Below are 19,505 nucleotides of genomic sequence, written 5' to 3' on the forward strand. Positions count from 1 at the left end.
CGCTCGGCTGCGAAGCAGTCGTAAACCCAGCGTGCGTGTTGTGCCTGACAAAACGTGTCGGACGATTTTGGGGCTGCTGCGCAACCCAGCGGGAGCAAGCTCCCTCGCCACAGGGTTTGTGTTCGACAAGGATATGGTCACAGGCGTGGCGCCGGCACTTGATCGAGCAGTTGCTTGAGCACTTGATCGACCTCCAGCCCTTCGATGTCCAGCTCCGGGGCAATGCGCACCCGGTGGCGCAGTACCGACAGCGCGCAGCCCTTGATGTCATCGGGAATCACAAATTCGCCGCCACGCAACAAGGCGCGGGCGCGGGCGCAACGTACCAGCGCGATGGACGCCCGAGGCCCGGCGCCGAGGGTCAAGCCCGGCCATGTGCGAGTGGTGCGGGCCAGGCGCACGGCGTAATCGAGCACCTGATCGTCCAGCGGCAAGTCGCTGGCGATTCGCTGCAATGCCAGCACATCCTTGGCTTGCAGGACGGTGCGCAACGGCTGCACATCGAGCATGTCGGCACGGGTCGAGCGGCTGACCTGGCGCACCATGTTCAGCTCCTGATCGGCGTCGGGGTAGTCCATGCGTACCTTGAGCATGAAGCGATCGAGCTCGGCTTCCGGCAATGGGTAAGTGCCTTCCTGTTCGATGGGGTTTTGCGTGGCGAGCACCATGAACGGTTGCGCAATCGGCAGGGCGCGGCCTTCGAGGGTGACCTGGCGTTCCTGCATGGCTTCGAGCAGTGCGGCCTGGGTTTTCGCCGGGGCGCGATTGATCTCGTCGGCGAGCAAAAGGTTGGTGAACAACGGCCCTTTGCGCAGTTTGAATTGCTCGGTTTGCAAGTCGTACACCGCATGACCAGTGACATCGCTGGGCATCAGGTCCGGGGTGAACTGGATGCGCGCGAATTCACCGCCGAAGCAGCGGGCGAGGGCGCGTACCAACAACGTCTTGCCCAACCCCGGCACGCCCTCGAGCAGCACATGGCCGCCAGCGATCAGGGCGGTGAGCACATCGTCGATCACGCTGTTCTGGCCGATCACGGCTTTTTGCAGTTCAGTTCTTACCGCCTGGGCCAACTGGCTGGCGCGCTGGCGTTGCTGCGCAGCGTGGTTCAGTGTGCCGGGCTCGATCTCACTCATAAGGCATTCCTCAAGGTTTGCAGGTGGGCGACCTGACGGCTGAATTCAGCGCTGGACAGCCGCTGTTTCGGTCGCGGGCTCATGGCCTGGCTGATAGCGCGTGTGGGTTGGCCGGTCAGGCGTGCGAGCACCAGCCATTGTTCGGCAACGCCGAGTTGTTCGAAACCGGGATGACGGCGCCGCACACGACGCAAGATGTCGTGCTGCAAGGCGTGCAACAGGTGCTGCTGACCGTTGCGGCGCAACATGAAATCGGCGCTGGCGCGCAGGTGTTCCTGAAGTTGACGGCGGGCTCTCGGGACTGGTTCCAGCAGCGGACCCTGGCGCACGCCGACGTGCCAGAAGCCAAGGCCGATCAGGGCAAAAAGGGCGACCAGTGCTTGAGGGAAATAGCGCAGGAGCAAGGTCAGCAGACTGTCGTGATCGGTGTTGAACAGCAGGGTCACGTTCGTGTCCGCGGTCAGGTACCAGAGCAGCCAGGCGTTGTCGTACTGGTCTATGGCCGGGGTTTTCCACAGGTCGGCGTCGGTGACCACGATGATCGAACCGAGCCCGTGATTGAGCTGCATCATGTGCGTGGCCTTGCCGCTGTTGGCCCAGGCTTGCGCGAGGTTTTTCGGGTCTTCGAGATGGAATGCGGTATCGAAACCAGCGTAGGCCGGCGCGTTTTCGTCTTCCAGATACAACTTGGTCAGCTTGGGGTAAGGATCGTCGTCGATAGCGGGCGACGGGTCCTTGAGGTCTTTGCTCAGCGACTGGTGCAGTTGCACCCGGTCGAGCAACAGGTCGTTGCTTTGGCCGGTCTGTTCATCCCACAGCGACTGGGCAACAAACAAAAGTCGCCCGCCGGCCCGGGTCCAGTTCAACAGCTGATCGACCTGGCGCGGAGTCATGTTGTCGCGGTCTCCGAGCAATAACAGGCTGTGCTGATGCGGCTCCAGGGTGGGCAGAATGTCGAGGCTGTTGGCGTGGTTCACCGACAAGCCCTGTTTGCGCAGGAAATGCTCGGCGGCGAGATAGGGGTTGGCTTGGGCTTCAGGCGAGGGGCCGTGATCGATGTCTGCCTGATAGGGCGTCGCCTTGACGTACAGATAAACACTCAGCGCGATCAATAGCACGGCGATGAACACGCCGATCGCCAGCCCGCGTTGCCGGTTCAACGCGACGCTCCCGGGCCGAACAGGGCTCGCCAGCCGTCACAGAGTTCCTGTTGCAAATGCGCGGGAGGCAGGCGATGCCCGTAGGCCATGTTCTGCCAGTGCCCGGTCAGGCTTTTACTGAAGGCCAGCAAGGCAGGTTGTTGCAATTGTTCAATGCGCTCCAAGACCTGGCCTTCGGTGTCGGCGGGCTTGAGCAACAGGTTGAAGTCGTGCAGCAAATGGCTGAGCAGACCGCGATAGAGCAATCCGAGGGCCTCGCGGGGTTGGGTTTGCCAGAGACGTTCGGCGCTGGCGGCGATGTCGGCGGGCAGGGTTTCGCGGTTGAGGTCCAGGCCGAAAGCCTGTTGCGGTAACGGCCGCGTGACCTTGCTGTTCAAGGCCGGTCGACGCCTGACGAAGGCTTGCATCCAGTCACGGTAATGCCAGATCAATAAACCGATGGCACCGATCACGACACCCCACAACACCACTTCAATCAGGGTGGCCGCTGCGCCGAAGCGTTGGTTGTCCAGAAGCTTGAGCAGCGCCTCCAGCCATTCGGTTGTTGGTTCATCGTCCGCCTTGTCGGTGGCGGGTTGGTCCTCGCCAAAACGATAGCGCGTGACCGATTCCTTATTCTTGAACGGAGGCTGATCAAGGATCGCCTTGATGCTGTCCCGGGATGCCTGACTGGTCAGTGGCTGGTCCAGCAGACGCGGGGTGTCGGGTGAAATGACTGGCTCGGCGGCCCACACGGTTTGTGCTGTCGGCAGCAACAGGAATGCTGCCAGCAGCAAGGGGACGGCGGCGCTGCTCAAGCGTTGGCGCATACGGCGGAACACCAACTCGATATCCCAGGCCTCCAGCACCGTGCGCCGGTTCAGATAAAGACTGAAGCCGCAGGCGACATACACCGGTTCCCAGACAATCAGCACCAGCGCGTAAAAGGCGTTGGTCAGGTGTTCCAGCCATCGCCAGTCCTGTGTGGCGGCGGTGATCAAGGTCTGCCAGCTCCAGTCGAGTTCGACCTGTTGCGGCAAGAACATGTAGAACAGCACCATCAGGCCGATCCACAGCGCGGTTTCCAGATGTACGCCGATGATCGTCAGCCAACGCGCGGCACCGGCGTTGCGCTGCAACAGCACCTGCAAGCGCTGTTGTCGTGGCTCACCACTGAGCCCTTCGAGTTGCACCACCGGCATCAGGAAACTGCGACTCAGGCTCAGGCGTCGCCAGGTCAGGCTCACCAGCAGTTGCGGTTGCAGCAGCCGCGGAAATTGGCGCAACGCCTGTTTCAGGGTAGGTGTTTCACCGAACATGGCTTTGGACAGGATGTACAGCGGCAGGCGGTCGAACGCCGGTTTCAGCCACCAGAAAATGAACACGGCGAGGGAGGGCGAATCCCACAGCGCCCAGCTGAGCAGGGCGAACACCGGCAAGGTCACTATGGCCCAACTGGTCATCAGCAGATGCCGGTGTCGCTGGCTCAGCAGGACGCCCAGGTCCATGGCTTCCCAGGTGGTGCGCGGGCGGATGACCGCCGTGGCGTCACTCAGGCGCATGGCGGGTCCGTCCGGCAAACAGCAGATAAATCGCCACCAACAACCAGAGCGCTGCGCCGACCAGGTATTTGGTCATGGGCGCGACCCCGATCGTGGACGACCAGTAAGCTTCGATAAACGCCGCAACCAGCAGAAACAGCATGACCCCGCAAATCAGCAGCACGCTCTTGCGTGCCGCCAATCGCAGGGCTTCGGAGCGGGGCAGGCGTCCCGGCGCGATCAAGGCCCAACCCAGTTGCAGGCCAGCGGCACCGGCCAGGGCGATGGCACTCAGTTCAAAGGCGCCGTGGCCAACCACGAATGACCAGAAAGTTTGCCCGTAGCCGATGTGCGTCAGGTGCCCGGCCACCGCACCAATCATCAAACCGTTGAAGAACAGGAAAAACGCGCTGCCCAGGCCAAACAGCAAACCGCTGGCGAAGGTCTGAAAGGCGATGCCGATGTTGTGCATGATGTAGTAACCGAACATCACCCAGTCTTCGCTGGCCGCCCGTTCTGCCGAACGCCCCAGGTGGCCGGCCTCGGGGTCGTACATGCCTTGCATCTCGCTGACCTGCTCGGCCGGGATCAGGTTGTAGACCAGGTCGGGGAACAGATACACCAGCAACGCGAAGCCAATCAGGCTGCCAAAAAACATCAGGCTGGCGGCGAGCACGAAACGCCACTGTTCGCGCACCAGTCGCGGGAAGTCAGCCAGGATGAAGCCCAGCACGTTGGCACCCAGTCGACTGCGGTGGCGATAAAGCTGTTGATGCCCGCGCAGTACTTGTTGCTGTAATGAATCGATCAGAAAGCTGCTGTAACCCCGTTCCTGGGCCAGCGCCAGATGCTGGCAGAGACGACGATAATCGCTGGGGAAACCGGCGACTCGCTGTGCTTGCTTGCCTTGCTCCAGCTGTTCAAGCACGAGGGCAAATTGCTCCCATTCGGCCTTGTGGCGAGTTTCGAAAAGGCTTTGCTTCATGTGGGGCCCAACAAGCCGCGGGCGATGCCATTGAGTTCGTCCACGGCCCCTGGTGCCGACACCCGCAACGGTTGCGCGAGTATCGCCGCCAGCTCTTTGACCCGTGCTTCAGAGAGTTCACCCTGACGCTCGGCAAACCCGAGGATGGCGCGTTGTTCGGTCAGCGTCAGCGCAAAGGCCGGGCGCCGGGGCTGGACGGCGGGCAGTTGTGGTCGGGCGAGCGGCTGTTCGCGGTAGATCACCAGCGTGCCGGCGGCCAGATCGCCGAGGCGCTTGAAGGTGGGATGTTGCAGGCAACTGATGGCGCCGAGGAAATAGCCGAACGGCAGCATGTCGACAAATCGCAGCAGGTTGCGCAGCAGCGAAGCAGACCAGCCGATCGGTGTGCCATCGTCCTGCACCACCCGCAGGCCCATCCATTGCTTGCCTGGCGAACGACCCTGGTTGAGCACTTCGAACAGCACCATGTACCACCAGCTCACCACGAACAACAGAATCGAGCCGAGCCCGGCACCGAGTTTTCCGAGGAACGCCAGGACAATGAACAGCAGGCCGACGATCAACCCGCGCAGCCCGAGATCGATGGCGAACGCCAACGCACGAACCATCAACCCGGCCGGGCGCAGTGGCAGGTCGATGCCTTCCGGCGTTTCGACTTGATACCGCGTATCCAGTGGCGGGGCCAGCGTCGCTTTCCTTGGCAGTGCTGTGGTCTCGAGCATGGGCAACCTTGATGTGGCCTGTTCGGGATTCGGTGTCCGTCCGATGCTAGCAGCCTCTCGGGGGGAAACGACATAACTATGTATTGCACGGTACGTAGCCAGAGGTGATTGAATGACAAGATTACTGGCCGGGGCGGGATGTGAACGCCTAGACTTCGCCGATCTTCAGTTCAGGAATAGCCCGTGACCTCTATCTTCTGGTACGACTATGAAACCACTGGCATCAACCCCCGTTGCGACCGCCCGCTGCAGATGGCGGGGATTCGCACTGACTTCGATCTCAATGAAATAGACGAGCCAGTCAACCTTTACTGCCAGCCCAGTGAAGACATCCTGCCCCATCCGGCGGCCTGTGCGATCACCGGTATCACGCCCGGCCGATTGGCCGAGCAAGGCTTGAGCGAAGCCGATTTCATGACCCGGGTGCATGCCCAACTCGCGGCGCCCGGCACGTGTGGGGCGGGGTACAACACGTTACGTTTCGATGACGAGATGACCCGTTACAGTCTTTACCGAAACTTTTTTGACCCTTATGCACGCGAGTGGCAGGGCGGTAATAGCCGCTGGGACCTGATCGATGTGGTGCGTGCAGCCTATGCCTTGCGCCCTGACGGCCTCGTTTGGCCGACGGACGACGAGGGGCGGGTAACGCTCAAGCTCGAACGCCTGACCGCCGCCAATGGCATTGATCACGGAAATGCTCACGAAGCGCTGTCGGACGTTCGCGCCACCATCGCCCTGGCGCGTCTGATCCGGGAAAAGCAGCCGAAGTTGTATGACTGGTTGTTTCAGTTGCGCGGTAAACAAAAGGTGATGGATCAGATTCGTCTGTTGCAGCCGATGGTGCACATCTCCGGGCGCTTTTCAGCGGCGCGCAATTATATCGGTGTGGTGCTGCCCTTGGCCTGGCACCCGCGCAACAAGAACGCCTTGATTGTCTGTGATTTGCACCTGGACCCTCAGGGCTTGCTCGATCTTGATGCCGACACCTTGCGTCAACGGCTGTATACCCGCCGCGATGACTTGGCCGAGGGCGAGTTGCCGGTGCCGCTCAAACTTATCCACATCAATAAATGCCCAGTGGTGGCGCCGTTGTCGGTACTTCGCTCTGAAGATCAGCAACGTTTGGGGCTGGATATGTCGCTCTACCAAGAGCGCGCGCTGCGGCTAAGTGACGCACAAACAGTTTGGCTAGATAAAGTTCAGGCGATGTATGCCAGCGAAGCTTTCACCTCGAGCCAAGACCCTGAGCAACAGTTATACGATGGTTTTATCGGTGATCGGGATCGGCGTCTTTGTGAGCAAGTCAGGTCTGCCGACCCTGCTCAATTAGCGCAACAACAATGGCCCTTCGATGATGAGCGATTGCCCGAATTATTGTTTCGATATCGCGCACGCAACTTCCCCGATACGTTGAATTTCGAAGAGCAAGAACGCTGGAGACTATTCTGTCAGCAACGTTTGTCAGCACCCGAGTGGGGGGCGCCAAATACGCTGGAAACTTTTGTAGAAGCCGCCGCCCAATGGAGTATTACGGCTACATCGTTTCAGCGAGAGGTGCTGAACGAATGGCAGAATTATGTCGAAGGATTACGCAAACGTTTGAATCTTTGAAATCGAAAATGTTCGGGGCTGAATACCGGGCATAAAAAAACGCCAGCATGCTGGCGTTCTTTTTTGTCGCGGATAAACCTGCGACAAGCGCTACGGCTTAGCCCAGCAGGGTAGCCCAGCCTTCAACCACGTCACCGCCCCACTTGGCTTTCCACTCTTTCAGCGTCTTGTGGTTGCCACCTTTGGTTTCGATGACTTCGCCGTTGTGCGGGTTTTTGTATTGTTTAACTTTGCGAGCACGCTTGGTGCCAGTAGTTTTTACTGCGCCGCCGCGTGGTGCTTTGGTTTTGGACTCTGGATCCAATAGCGCAATGATGTCACGCAGCGACTTGGAGTATTCGCCCATCAGGGTGCGCAGTTTGCCTTCGAATTCCAGCTCGGTTTGCAGTTTGTCGTCTTGGGACAGGTTCTTCAAACGGGCTTGCAGCTCTTTGATAGCTTCTTCGGTGGCGCGATATTCGTTGATCAAGGACATGAGGACTACCTTATGTTGGGACGCTGGATGGCAGGTGACAGTGCGGCAATAATAGTCAGGGTGTTTCATCAAGTAAACATATAACCGGAGTTTTATTTAAATTAGTTACGGTGAGTAGGCATAAATTACCGGTGTAGTTAAATAGTGTGATGCAGTCATCACGAATATTCACAATTGGGCACTTGAAGATGGGCAACAGGAACACCATCGCGCGGGTTGCAGGTGCTGCCAGAACCTGTGCCGCTTACCTTTGTGTCGGACCAACCGTCATCAATACTGCAGTTTTGCTGCGCAATCGCTAGAATGGCCGCCTTTGCGAAGTTCTGGAGTTTGACCCTCATGCGCACTTTTCGGCTGGTGATTGCTTGCCCGGACCGCGTCGGTATCGTTGCTAAAGTCAGTAACTTTCTGGCGTCACATAACGGCTGGATCACTGAAGCGAGCCATCACTCGGACAACCTCAGTGGCTGGTTCTTCATGCGTCACGAAATTCGTGCCGATTCGCTGCCCTTCGGTATCGATGCCTTTCGCGAAGCGTTTGCACCGATTGCCGAAGAGTTCTCGATGGACTGGCGCATCACCGATACCGAGCAGAAAAAGCGCGTGGTACTGATGGCCAGTCGCGAGTCTCACTGCCTCGCCGACTTGTTGCACCGCTGGCACAGTGATGAGCTGGATTGCGAAATTTCCTGCGTGATATCCAACCACGACGACTTGCGCAGCATGGTCGAGTGGCACGGGATTCCGTATTACCACGTACCGGTCAATCCGCAGGATAAAGAGCCGGCCTTCGCCGAAGTCTCGCGACTGGTCAAACAGCACGATGCCGAAGTGGTCGTACTGGCCCGCTACATGCAAATCCTGCCGCCTGAGTTGTGCCGCGAATACGCTCACAAGGTGATCAACATTCACCACAGCTTCCTGCCGTCGTTTGTCGGTGCCAAGCCGTATCACCAGGCATCGATGCGTGGCGTGAAGTTGATTGGCGCTACTTGCCACTACGTGACCGAAGAGCTGGATGCCGGTCCGATCATCGAACAGGACGTCGTTCGCGTCAGCCACAGTGACAGCATCGACGACATGGTGCGTTTCGGTCGGGACGTCGAGAAGATGGTGCTGGCCCGTGGTCTGCGTTATCACCTGGAAGACCGGGTGTTGGTACACGGCAACAAAACCGTAGTGTTCTGACAGCTTGCTGCTGATCGTTCCCACGCTCCGCGTGGGAATGCAGCCCGTGACGCTCCGCGTCACTGGACGCGGGGCGTCCCTAGAGGCATTCCCACGCAGAGCGTGGGAGCGATCTACAGAACGAGGACATGACTATGGCCGATCCACTGGACAAAGCCACATCCAAGGCTCCCGCCACGTTGGGCGAGGGGTGTTTGAGCCGTTACGATCCGGATGACATGAACCCCGAAGACGGCACGGAGTTTCCCGGTGCCGCCGAGTTGTGGGAACAGTTGCAGAACGACCCCGACGACAACACTAAGCCTGTTTGAACTTCATCAACTTTTTTAGCAACGGCCGCCCAAGCATCAGTAAAAACACCGGCCCGCCCACCAGCAAATAGAAGTAATAAGTCACCGCCCGCCAGATCAGAATCGCCGCCGCTGCGGTGGATTTTCCCACCATCGGCGCCAGCAGCGCCGCCGACGTCAACTCCGCCGCCCCGGCACCGCCCGGCAACAGGCTGAACTGCCCCGCGCTCAGCGAAAGCATCTGGATCAGAAAGCTCCAGGCCCACTGCAAATCCGCCCCAAGCCCACGCAACGCCAGATACAGCACGCTATAACGCAAGATCCAATGCAGGCACGTCAGGGCAAACACCGTAATGAGCGTCTGAAAGGGCAGCTTCAGTGTGTCCGTGAACGCCGCCAGAAAGTGCAGGAGTTTTCGTGCCCAGCGCAGGCGTGTGGTGGTTTTGACATTCAGGCGAGCGAGCACCCGACCGCTCAAACGAATCAGCACGCGATGGTAGCGGGCGACCGCCACGCAACTGAACAACCCGCCGAACATCGAAATGGCGCTGACGGTCAGCAGCCATTCCATGCGTTGGCTGAGGTGCTGGAACAACGCATAAATCAGGATTGCGCTCAGCGCGCAGAGAAAGAACAGCAAATCGCTCAACTGATCCATGGCAAACACGGCGCTGCCCCTGGCCGGACGCACGTCATGGCGCGCCAACAACGCCATGATCGTCAACGGCCCGCCGCTGCCACCCGGTGTGGCGCAATAAGCGAACTCGGCGGCCATCACCACCCCAAGACTTCTGAACGGGCTCACCTTGTCGCGCTGATCCCCGAGCAACAGGCGCAAGCGCATCGTGTTCAGCACCCAGCACAGCAGGATCATGCCGAACATGATCAGTAACCATGTCAGCGGAAAGCTTTGCAGTCGAGACCAGGTTTCGGTACCGCCCAGCAGCGACGGAATCAGCACCGCAGCGAGCAGCGCGACGAGCAGCAGAATTCCGCGACTCATGCGGCGCGACCCATACGGTCGCTTTGCAGCGCCATCCAGCGTGCCTTGGTCATCGGCACACGTCCCTCGTCGAGCAAGCGCTTGAGGGTTTGCAGCCAGTAAGTGCGCGAGAACTCGTGGCGCATATCCACCGGGTGCAGGCCAAGACGAATCACCGGTGCTTGCTGCCAGCGTTGTTCGCGTTGATCGCTGACGAGCTTCGACAGCCCTCGGCGCCAGGCACTGCGCGCACTCCAGACCAGTCCCGGCGCGTCGACCGCGGTGAAGTCCGGCAGGCGATACAGATGCTGCGAGTCGCTGGTGTAACTCAGGGGTAACTGGCGCAAGGCCTGGCGCGTCCCTTCGCTCATCAACCAGGCCGGGGCGACGAAGCCCTCCAGCGGCCAGTGATAACGGCGGAACATTTCGATGCCGGCGCGCAGGCGGGCGAGGGCGACTTCTTGAGACAGGCTATAAAACTCGCCTTCGTGGGTGTAGATCCGGCGCATGAACCAGTCTCGTGGCGTAGTGGGAGTGGGCGCTTCATCGCAATGAAAGTAACCGTGCAATACCAGTTCGTCACCTCGGGCGATACGACGGGTGAGCAAACGTCGAAATCCCGGATGCTCCTCCAGATCGTTGTGTTTGTGGAAATTGGGCACCACCAACCAGGTCATCGGCACCTCGCCCAGGGCGTCGACGGCTTCGACAAAGGGTTGATAATCGGCCCAGGTTTGCGGTGCGACGTCGTGCAGCACGAGTAACAGGCTGGGCGGTTTCATGGGCTCAACCATTGGCCGTCAGCGGCCAGTGGCTGTCGAGCACGGCGTGATAATGCCCCAGCAGGCTGTCGACCACCGTGTCCCAAGAGTAATGCCGCTCGACATGGCAACGGGCCTGTTTGCCCAAAACCACGCTGCCCGAACTGAACAGCTCGCGGACCGCGTTGGCCATCGCCAATGGATTATTCGGCGGGCAGAGCAGGCCGCATTGATCGGTGATGATTTCCTGAAAGGCCCCGGCCGCCACGGCCACCACCGGAATGCCACTGGCCATGGCTTCAAGAACCACCAGGCCAAAGGTTTCTTGGTCACCGGCGTGCAGCAGCGCATCGGCGCTGGCCATCAACCGCGCCACCTGTGCCGCCGGACAGAACTCATCGATCACGGTGACGTTGTCCGGTACCACGGCCGGCATCGACGAACCTACCAACAGCAGGTGATAGCGTCGACCCAGGCGTTTCATGCAGTCGAGCAGCACTGGCAGGTTTTTTTCCTTGGAACCGCGCCCGGCGAAGATCAGCAAATGCGTGTTTTCATCAATGCCCAATTCGGCCCGCAGGCCCGAGTCTCGTGCCGTGGGATTGAAGGTTTGCAAGTCGACGCCCAACGGTTGCACGAAAACGTTCTTGACCCCCAGCCCGATCAATTTGTCGGCCATGACCTGGCTGGGTGCCAGAACCCGATCGAAGTTGCCATAGAGCTTGCTGACATAAGCTTCGACGTTGGTGGTGACCCAGTTGCCCATGCGATTGCTGACCAGCAGCGGCAAGTCCGAATGATAAAAGCCGATCACCGGGACATCGAGTTGCCGCCGGGCATCGAGGGCCGCCCATGCGGTGAGGTAGGGGTCGCCGACCTCGATCAGGTCGGGCTGCAAATCCTGCAGAACATTGCGCCATGGCGCTAGACGGAGAGGGAAGCGATAGCCTTTGCCAAAGGGCAGGGCGGGGGCCGGAACCGTGTAGATGCCATCCTGTTCACTGAAGTAAGCCCCAGGAATCAACAGACTGTGGCGAATGCCCGGCTTGATGCTCAGGCGACGGTGTTTTGCATCCAGATAAGTGCGCACGCCACCGCTGGCAGGGGCGTAGAACATGGTTATGTCAGCGATATGCACGATGAACATCCCTCCGGTCCGTTGTTCTCCCTTGGTTGACCTTTATGAAGGATAGATGTTCGGTTGGGGTTTTGTGGCGGGGCGTCAGTGGGATTTTGAGTGTTTGGAAGACTGCCTTCGCGAGCAAGCCCGCTCCCACATTCGATCGCATTCTTTCTGAAAGAACTCGGTTAAATGTGGGAGCGGGCTTGCTCGCGAAGAGGCCTTATCAGGCGCTAAATACGGAAACTGCCTACCAATTGCTTCAATCGCGCCGCCTGCTGCTCAAGATCCGCACACGCCCGCAACGTCGACTGCAGGTTTTCCACCCCTTCCTGATTCAGTGTGTTGATCTCGGTAATGTCCACATTGATCGATTCAACCACCGCCGTCTGTTCCTCGGTCGCCGTGGCCACCGACTGGTTCATCCCGTCAATCTCGCCGATACGCAACGTCACGCTGTTCAAGCGCTCGCCGGCCAGGTTGGCGATTTCGACGCTGTCCTGGCTGTGGCGCTGGCTGTCGCTCATGGTGCTGACGGATTCGCGGGCGCCGATTTGCAGCTCCTCGATCATGGTCTGCACCTGTTGCGCCGATTCCTGAGTGCGGTGCGCCAGGTTGCGTACCTCATCGGCCACCACGGCAAAACCCCGTCCGGCTTCCCCGGCGCGCGCCGCTTCGATGGCCGCGTTCAGCGCCAGCAGGTTGGTTTGCTGGGAGATGCTGGTGATCACTTCGAGAATCTGCCCGATGTTCACGGTTTTGCTGTTCAGCGATTCGATGTTGGTGCTTGAGGCGCTGAGCATGCTCGACAGCTGATTCATCGCGACAATGCTGCGATCCACCACTTGCTGGCCATCTTCGGCCAGGCTGCGGGCATCGCTGGCCTGACTCGATGCTTGTGCGGCGTTACGGGCGATTTCCTGAGCAGCGGCGCCGAGCTGGTTGATTGCCGCGGCCACGCTGCTGGTGCGCGAAGCCTGTTGGTCGGAGTTGAACATCGACGAGTTCGAGGCGGCCACTACCCGCAGCGCCACTTCGTTGACTTGCCCTGTGGCCGACGACACTTCACGAATCGAACCGTGAATGCGTTCCACGAAGCGGTTGAACGCGGTACCGAGGACACCGAATTCGTCGTTGTTCACGATGGTCAGGCGTTTGGTCAGGTCGCCTTCGCCGTCGGCGATGTCTGCCATGGCGCGGGTCATCACGTGCAGCGGCTGGATCAGGATGCGGATCAGCATGCCCAGCAGCGCGATGATGATGGCCACGGCAATCACCGTCGCAACGAGCGCCGAGGCGCGGAATTCGCTGAGCTTGGAGAAGGCTTTGTCCTTGTCCACCGACAGACCGATGTACCAGTTGACTGAGGACAGCCCTTTGATCGGGGTAAAGGTCACGATGCGAGTCTTGCCGTCGACGTCGACTTCACTGAAGTCGCTGCTGATACGCGGGGTGTTTTTCGGGTACGCCTCGCTCAGGGACTTCATCACCAGCGCTTTGTCCGGGTGGACCAGGATTTTTCCGTCGGCGCCGACCAGAAAGGCATAACCCATGCCGTCGAAGTCCAGAGCGTTGAGGCTGTCGGTGATCACCTGCAAGCTCAAGTCACCGCCCACCACGCCGATGTTTTGACCGTCCTTGAGTACGCTGTTAACGATGGAAATCACCAACTGGCCAGAAGCCAGGTCGATGTAGGGCTCGGTCAGGGCAGAACCGCTGGTGCTTTGCGCGCTCTTGTACCAAGGGCGGGCACGAGGGTCATAACCGTCGGGCATCTTGCTGTCCGGGCGAATGATGAAGGTGCCATCTTTGTTGCCCAGGTAGGCGCCCATAAAGGTCGACGACACCGCCTTCTGTTCCAGCAGGTTGGAAACATTGGCTGTATCTGCGTTCAAGGCAACGGTTTGCGACAGGTTTTCGATCAGCAGGCTGCGACCGGCCAGCCAGGTTTGAATGTTTTTTGCAGTGACGCTGCCCATTTCCTGCAAGTAGTTGTCCAGATCGCGGCGTATCGCATTGCGCTGCAAATAATCGTTGTACAGCGTAAACGAGGCGAAGGCGGCAATGACGATGAGGGCGGCGGCCAGCAGGATTTTATGGCTGAAGCGCAGATTTTTGTTCATGGCTCGGGGTGTCCGCTAAGGTCTTATTGTTCGGGGCGCGTTGCTGCTGATGCGCGCAAAATGAGTGCGCAATGGAGCGAGTCGGTAATTCCTGCTCTCCATAGGGGAATGTCGGACCTTGCTTTCAATTGGGTCTCTCGCTTATTTCTATCGGCCGTGAAGGATCAAAGATTAACCATGGGTGACAAAATGCCTGACTCATTACAACTCGTTATCGGTGCTGACCTCGCCGGGCAGCCGATAGCCCAGGCCATGCGTCTGGCGAACCGTCATGGTTTGATCGCGGGCGCTACCGGGACGGGCAAAACGGTCACCTTGCAACGGATGGCCGAAGCCTTCAGCGATGCCGGCGTGGCGGTGTTCGCCGCCGATATCAAGGGTGACCTGTGCGGTCTGGGCGCCGCCGGCAACCCTCAAGGCAAAATCGCCGAGCGGATCGCCGGGATGCCCTGGCTGAACCACACGCCTCAAGCGTATCCGGTGACCCTGTGGGACATTCACGGTCAGTCCGGTCATCCGTTGCGCACAACCTTGAGCGAAATGGGGCCGTTATTGATTGGCAGCCTGCTGGAGCTGACTGATAGTCAACAGTCGGCGCTGTACGCCGCGTTCAAGGTGGCGGACCGTGAAGGGCTGTTGTTGCTGGACCTCAAGGACCTGAAGGCACTGCTCAATCACCTGCGTGACAACCCCGAATTGCTGGGTGACGACGCTGCGCTGATGACCACCGGTTCCAGTCAGGCACTGTTGCGGCGTCTGGCGACCCTTGAACAGCAGGGCGCCGAAGCGCTGTTCGGTGAGCCGGCGCTGCAACTCGAAGACATTCTGCAGCCGACCGCCGAGGGTCGTGGGCGCATACACCTGCTCGATGCCAGCCGTCTGGTGCATGAAGCGCCGAAGGTCTACGCGACGTTCCTGTTGTGGCTGCTGGCCGAATTGTTCGAGCAATTGCCAGAACGCGGCGATTCGGACAAACCGCTGCTGGCGTTGTTTTTCGACGAAGCGCATTTATTGTTCGCCGGTACGCCAAAGGCTTTGCAGGATCGTCTTGAACAGGTGGTGCGGCTGATCCGCTCGAAAGGCGTTGGCGTGTATTTCGTCACGCAATCGCCGGGCGACTTGCCGGATGACGTGCTGGCCCAGCTCGGTCTGCGCGTTCAACATGGCCTGCGCGCGTTCACCGCCAAGGAACAGAAATCCTTGCGAGCGGTGGCCGAAGGCTTCCGGCCGAACCCGGCGTTCGATGCCTTGGCGGTACTGACCGAGCTTGGGATCGGCGAGGCGTTGGTCGGTACGTTGCAGGAAAAGGGCACGCCGGAGATGGTCCAGCGGGTGTTGGTGGCACCGCCGCAATCGCGGATCGGGCCGCTGAGCGAGACTGAACGCACGGTGCTGATCGCCGGTTCGCCGTTTAAGGGGCGGTATGACAAACCCATCGATCGTGAATCGGCTTATGAAGTGTTGATGGGGCGCAAAGGGTTGGCGCCAGAACCTGACGCTGTTCCGGGAAAACCGGCAGCCGAAGAGCCAAGCTTCACCGACAAGGCCGGGGAATTCCTCGGCACCGCGGCGGGGCAGGCACTGAAATCAGCGATGCGCCAGGCGGCCAATCAATTGGGCCGACAGTTGGTACGCGGTCTGATGGGCTCGTTGCTCGGCAGCAGCAAACGCCGCTGAACATCTGGCTGGGTGCAATCAATGTGGGAGCGGGCTTGCTCGCGAATGCGGTCTGTCAGGCAACATACATGTCGACTGACACTCCCTCTTCGCGAGCAAGTCAAATCGTCGCACCGCCGCTCCCACATTGGGTTCTATGTCATGCCTTGGGTTTAGCGTGCGCCGCCAGCCGTTCCAGCGCCGCCCGAAGATTCGGATCGCTGATCCCGTCGGCCGTGGCCTGAATGGTCGCGCCTGCATCAGTCGACAAGCTGATGGTATGGCCAGCCGCCCCTTGCTGAACCGTAGGAGGCTGAACCTTGAACAGAATCCGCGTCAAACTGGCGAATTCGTCGAACATCTGTAATTGCCGTTGCAGACGCTTTTGCTGATAACGCAGGCGGGTCGCCCAATGACCGTCGGTCACTATCAGCAACAAACTGCCTTCGCGCCACGACGCCACATGGCAATGCTCGCGGGCGGCGGGTTGCAATTGGCTTTCCAGCAGACGTTGTAAATGACCCAGGCGTTGAGCGTGGCCGAAGATGGCTTTCAGCGGTTTGGCTTCGCGAAGCAGGACGGCGGGTGCTCTGGCCGTAAGAGGGCGAAATGCCATGATCAGACACCTGAAGTAACAGAGCGGCCATGGTAGCAGAAAGCACCGGATGCACCCGAGCCATTGCTTTGCGAGCGCTTTACCCATTAAATCAACAAGTAACTTCTGCCGTGAATGGCTTGAAGTTCAGCAAAAAGCCCTTATTTTAAGTGAGCCCCGTCACAGCGCTGAGCCAGCATCGTGGAATAACGCCACTTTCCTCACCACCGTTTCCGGGTAGAATGCTCGTTCGCATGCGGCCATGAGGGCTGCTCGGGCGACTCACGGGGCCGCCCTCCATCCCTTTAGTGTGGAAGATCCTGCCGATATGTTTGCGCCTTTGTTAAAGAAACTTTTTGGAAGCAAGAACGAGCGTGAAGTCAAACGCATGCTCAAGACGGTGCAACTCGTCAATGCCTTCGAAGAGCAAATGGTGGCCCTTTCGGACGATCAATTGCGTGCCAAGACAGACGAGTTCAAGGCCCGCATCGCCAAAGGGGAAACCCTCGACAAGCTGCTGCCAGAAGCCTTTGCGGTCGCCCGCGAAGCCGGTAAGCGCGTCATGGGTATGCGCCACTTCGACGTCCAGTTGATCGGCGGCATGACCTTGCATGAAGGCCAGATCGCAGAAATGCGTACCGGTGAAGGCAAGACCCTGGTGGCAACACTGGGCGTTTACCTCAACGCACTGTCCGGCAAGGGCGTGCACGTTGTGACGGTGAACGACTACCTGGCCCGTCGTGACGCCAACTGGATGCGTCCGCTCTACGAATTCCTCGGGATGACGGTCGGTGTTGTCACGCCGTTCCAGCCGCCGGAAGAGAAACGTCTGGCTTACGCTGCCGACATTACCTACGGCACCAACAACGAATTCGGTTTCGACTACCTGCGCGACAACATGGCGTTCAGCATGGAAGAAAAATTCCAGCGCGAACTCAATTTTGCCGTGATCGACGAAGTCGACTCCATCCTCATCGACGAAGCCCGTACCCCGCTGATCATTTCCGGTCAGGCCGAGGACAGCTCCAAGCTGTACATCGAGATCAACAAACTGATCCCGCAGCTTGAGTTGCACATCGAAGAAGTTGAAGGCGAAGTCACCAAGGCCGGCCACTACACCGTCGACGAGAAGACCCGTCAGGTCGAGCTCAACGAAGCCGGTCATCAGTTCATCGAAGACATGCTGACCCGCGTTGGCCTGCTGGCTGAAGGCGAGAGCCTGTACTCGGCGCACAACCTCGGTCTGCTGACTCACGTTTATGCCGGTCTGCGCGCTCATAAACTGTTCAATCGCAACATCGAATACATCGTGCAGGACGGTCAGGTTGTCCTGGTCGACGAACACACCGGTCGTACCATGCCGGGTCGCCGTCTGTCCGAAGGCCTGCACCAGGCCATCGAAGCCAAGGAAGGGCTGAACATTCAGGCCGAAAGCCAGACCCTGGCCTCGACCACGTTCCAGAACTACTTCCGTCTGTACAACAAGCTGTCCGGGATGACCGGTACCGCTGACACCGAAGCGTTCGAATTCCACCAGATCTACGGTCTGTCGGTGATGGTTATCCCACCGAACAAACCGCTGGCGCGTAAAGACTACAACGACCTGGTGTTCCTGACCGCCGAAGAGAAATACGCGGCGATCATCAACGACATCAAGGAATGCATGACCCAGGGCCGTCCGGTGCTGGTGGGTACTGCAACCATTGAAACGTCGGAACACATGTCCAGTCTGCTCGTGAAAGAAGGCATCGAACACAAGGTTCTGAACGCCAAGTTCCACGAAAAAGAAGCCGAGATCATTGCCCAGGCCGGTCGCCCAGGCGCACTGACCATCGCCACCAACATGGCCGGTCGTGGTACCGACATTCTGTTGGGCGGCAACTGGGAAGTGGAAGTGGCCTCGCTGGAAGAGCCAACCCCTGAGCAAATTGCTCAGATCAAGGCCGACTGGCAGAAACGCCACCAGCAAGTGCTCGAGTCGGGCGGTTTGCAGGTGATTGCTTCCGAGCGTCACGAATCGCGCCGTATCGACAACCAGCTGCGTGGTCGTGCCGGTCGTCAGGGTGACGCCGGTTCCAGCCGTTTCTACCTGTCGCTGGAAGACAGTCTGATGCGCATCTTCGCCTCTGATCGGGTGAAGAACTTCATGAAGGCCCTGGGCATGCAGCCTGGCGAGGCGATCGAGCACCGCATGGTGACCAACGCCATCGAGAAGGCTCAGCGCAAGGTTGAAGGCCGCAACTTCGACATTCGCAAGCAACTGCTCGAGTTCGACGACGTCAACAACGAACAACGTAAAGTGATCTATCACATGCGTAACAGTTTGTTGGCCGCCGACAACATCGGTGAAACCATCGCCGACTTCCGTCAGGACGTGCTCAACGCCACCGTCAGCGCACACATTCCACCGCAATCGCTGCCTGAGCAGTGGGACGTGGCCGGTCTGGAAGCGGCGTTGCAGAGCGACTTCGGTGTGGCGCTGCCGATCCAGAAATGGCTCGACGAAGACGATCACCTGTACGAAGAAACCCTGCGCGAGAAGCTCATGACCGAGCTGCTGGCCGCGTACAACGAGAAAGAAGAGCAGGCGAGCGCCGAAGCGCTGCGCAGCTTCGAGAAGCAAATCGTTCTGCGTGTGCTCGACGACCTGTGGAAAGACCACCTGTCGACCATGGATCACCTGCGTCACGGCATCCACTTGCGTGGTTATGCACAGAAGAACCCTAAGCAAGAGTACAAGCGCGAGTCCTTCACGCTGTTCTCCGAGCTGCTGGATTCGATCAAGCGCGACTCGATCCGTGTGCTGTCCCACGTTCAGGTTCGCCGCGAAGATCCGATCGAAGAAGAGCAACGCCTGCGTCAGGAAGCCGAAGCGCTGGCTGCGCGCATGCAGTTCCAGCACGACGAAGCACCGGGGCTTGAGCAACCGGAACTGCTTGGTGAAGAGGTCGATGTCGCCCTTGCCGCCGCGCCGGTACGCAATGAACAGAAGCTGGGCCGCAACGAACTTTGCTACTGCGGTTCGGGCAAGAAGTTCAAGCATTGCCACGGGCAGATCCAGTAAAACCCGTTTCATACGCTGAAATACCCGCGCCGCGACCGGCTTATGCCGTCGCGGCGTTTTGCCATTCAAACCACCGTTCTTCCTGAAAGCGGTGCTGACATCATTTATTAAGGA

Annotated in this window: 16 protein-coding genes; 5 read left to right on the forward strand and 11 right to left on the reverse strand. The window is 59.3% G+C overall.

Going from position 1 to position 19,505, the window contains the following annotated elements; genetic code table 11:
• Positions 1 to 137: 137 nt before the first annotated feature.
• The 5 genes from DFS28_RS21955 to DFS28_RS21975 are packed head-to-tail and all read right to left on the reverse strand — an operon-like array spanning position 138 to position 5,523.
• Positions 138 to 1,136, reverse strand: a complete 999-nt coding sequence (locus DFS28_RS21955; RefSeq protein ID WP_111451421.1) for a MoxR family ATPase — start codon at positions 1,134 to 1,136, stop codon at positions 138 to 140.
• The gene (locus DFS28_RS21960) at positions 1,133 to 2,296 is read right to left on the reverse strand and encodes a DUF4350 domain-containing protein (RefSeq protein WP_111451422.1); all 1,164 of its coding nucleotides are present in this window, start codon (positions 2,294 to 2,296) and stop codon (positions 1,133 to 1,135) included. Before DFS28_RS21960 ends, DFS28_RS21955 begins: the two co-directional genes overlap by 4 nt.
• A complete protein-coding gene (locus tag DFS28_RS21965) occupies positions 2,293 to 3,837 on the reverse strand; it encodes a DUF4129 domain-containing protein (RefSeq protein ID WP_111451423.1) in 1,545 nt (514 codons plus the stop codon). Before DFS28_RS21965 ends, DFS28_RS21960 begins: the two co-directional genes overlap by 4 nt.
• Positions 3,824 to 4,801: a stage II sporulation protein M gene (locus tag DFS28_RS21970; RefSeq protein ID WP_111451424.1), complete on the reverse strand. Its 978-nt coding sequence runs from the start codon at positions 4,799 to 4,801 to the stop codon at positions 3,824 to 3,826. Before DFS28_RS21970 ends, DFS28_RS21965 begins: the two co-directional genes overlap by 14 nt.
• A complete protein-coding gene (locus DFS28_RS21975; RefSeq protein ID WP_111451425.1) occupies positions 4,798 to 5,523 on the reverse strand; it encodes an RDD family protein in 726 nt (241 codons plus the stop codon). The genes DFS28_RS21970 and DFS28_RS21975 overlap by 4 nt, the downstream gene beginning before the upstream one ends.
• Positions 5,524 to 5,706: 183 nt before the next feature.
• Between DFS28_RS21975 and sbcB the strand changes: the two genes are divergently transcribed.
• Entirely contained in the window at positions 5,707 to 7,137 is a 1,431-nt protein-coding gene (gene sbcB, locus DFS28_RS21980) for an exodeoxyribonuclease I (RefSeq protein WP_111451426.1), read from the forward strand.
• A 97-nt stretch (positions 7,138 to 7,234) separates the two neighbouring features.
• Here the strand turns inward: sbcB and mvaT are convergent, their stop codons facing one another.
• The gene (mvaT, locus tag DFS28_RS21985) at positions 7,235 to 7,612 is read right to left on the reverse strand and encodes a histone-like nucleoid-structuring protein MvaT (RefSeq protein WP_007933316.1); all 378 of its coding nucleotides are present in this window, start codon (positions 7,610 to 7,612) and stop codon (positions 7,235 to 7,237) included.
• Between the two features lie 339 nt (positions 7,613 to 7,951).
• Here mvaT and purU point away from each other — a divergent pair, with 339 nt between their 5' ends.
• Both purU and DFS28_RS30630 read left to right on the forward strand, forming a co-directional pair.
• Positions 7,952 to 8,800 (forward strand): formyltetrahydrofolate deformylase, encoded by an 849-nt coding sequence (purU, locus tag DFS28_RS21995; RefSeq protein WP_111451428.1) that lies wholly within the window; start codon positions 7,952 to 7,954, stop codon positions 8,798 to 8,800.
• Between the two features lie 134 nt (positions 8,801 to 8,934).
• Entirely contained in the window at positions 8,935 to 9,111 is a 177-nt protein-coding gene (locus tag DFS28_RS30630) for a hypothetical protein (protein ID WP_165934048.1), read from the forward strand.
• Here DFS28_RS30630 and DFS28_RS22000 read toward each other — a convergent pair.
• The 4 genes from DFS28_RS22000 to DFS28_RS22015 form a co-directional block, all read right to left on the reverse strand.
• Complete coding sequence (locus tag DFS28_RS22000; RefSeq protein ID WP_111451429.1) at positions 9,098 to 10,093, reverse strand: lysylphosphatidylglycerol synthase transmembrane domain-containing protein; 996 nt, start codon at positions 10,091 to 10,093, stop codon at positions 9,098 to 9,100. The genes DFS28_RS30630 and DFS28_RS22000 overlap by 14 nt on opposite strands.
• Positions 10,090 to 10,866, reverse strand: a complete 777-nt coding sequence (locus DFS28_RS22005) for a DUF2334 domain-containing protein (RefSeq protein ID WP_111451430.1) — start codon at positions 10,864 to 10,866, stop codon at positions 10,090 to 10,092. The genes DFS28_RS22000 and DFS28_RS22005 overlap by 4 nt, the downstream gene beginning before the upstream one ends.
• Entirely contained in the window at positions 10,859 to 11,980 is a 1,122-nt protein-coding gene (locus DFS28_RS22010) for a glycosyltransferase family 1 protein (protein WP_111451431.1), read from the reverse strand. The genes DFS28_RS22005 and DFS28_RS22010 overlap by 8 nt, the downstream gene beginning before the upstream one ends.
• Before the next feature lie 206 nt (positions 11,981 to 12,186).
• Positions 12,187 to 14,076 carry a methyl-accepting chemotaxis protein gene (locus DFS28_RS22015; RefSeq protein ID WP_111451432.1) on the reverse strand — a complete coding sequence of 630 codons (1,890 nt, stop codon included), beginning with the start codon at positions 14,074 to 14,076 and terminating at the stop codon, positions 12,187 to 12,189.
• Positions 14,077 to 14,265: 189 nt separating this feature from the next.
• Between DFS28_RS22015 and DFS28_RS22020 the strand changes: the two genes are divergently transcribed.
• Positions 14,266 to 15,753 carry a helicase HerA-like domain-containing protein gene (locus DFS28_RS22020; protein ID WP_111451546.1) on the forward strand — a complete coding sequence of 496 codons (1,488 nt, stop codon included), beginning with the start codon at positions 14,266 to 14,268 and terminating at the stop codon, positions 15,751 to 15,753.
• A gap of 139 nt (positions 15,754 to 15,892) precedes the next feature.
• Here the strand turns inward: DFS28_RS22020 and DFS28_RS22030 are convergent, their stop codons facing one another.
• Complete coding sequence (locus DFS28_RS22030; RefSeq protein WP_111451433.1) at positions 15,893 to 16,348, reverse strand: DUF721 domain-containing protein; 456 nt, start codon at positions 16,346 to 16,348, stop codon at positions 15,893 to 15,895.
• A gap of 307 nt (positions 16,349 to 16,655) precedes the next feature.
• Between DFS28_RS22030 and secA the strand changes: the two genes are divergently transcribed.
• A complete protein-coding gene (gene secA / locus DFS28_RS22035; RefSeq protein WP_111451434.1) occupies positions 16,656 to 19,391 on the forward strand; it encodes a preprotein translocase subunit SecA in 2,736 nt (911 codons plus the stop codon).
• Positions 19,392 to 19,505: the final 114 nt, after the last annotated feature.

Origin of the sequence: Pseudomonas sp. 478, from assembly GCF_003254125.1 — a bacterium.
Taxonomy (GTDB): Bacteria; Pseudomonadota; Gammaproteobacteria; order Pseudomonadales; family Pseudomonadaceae; genus Aquipseudomonas.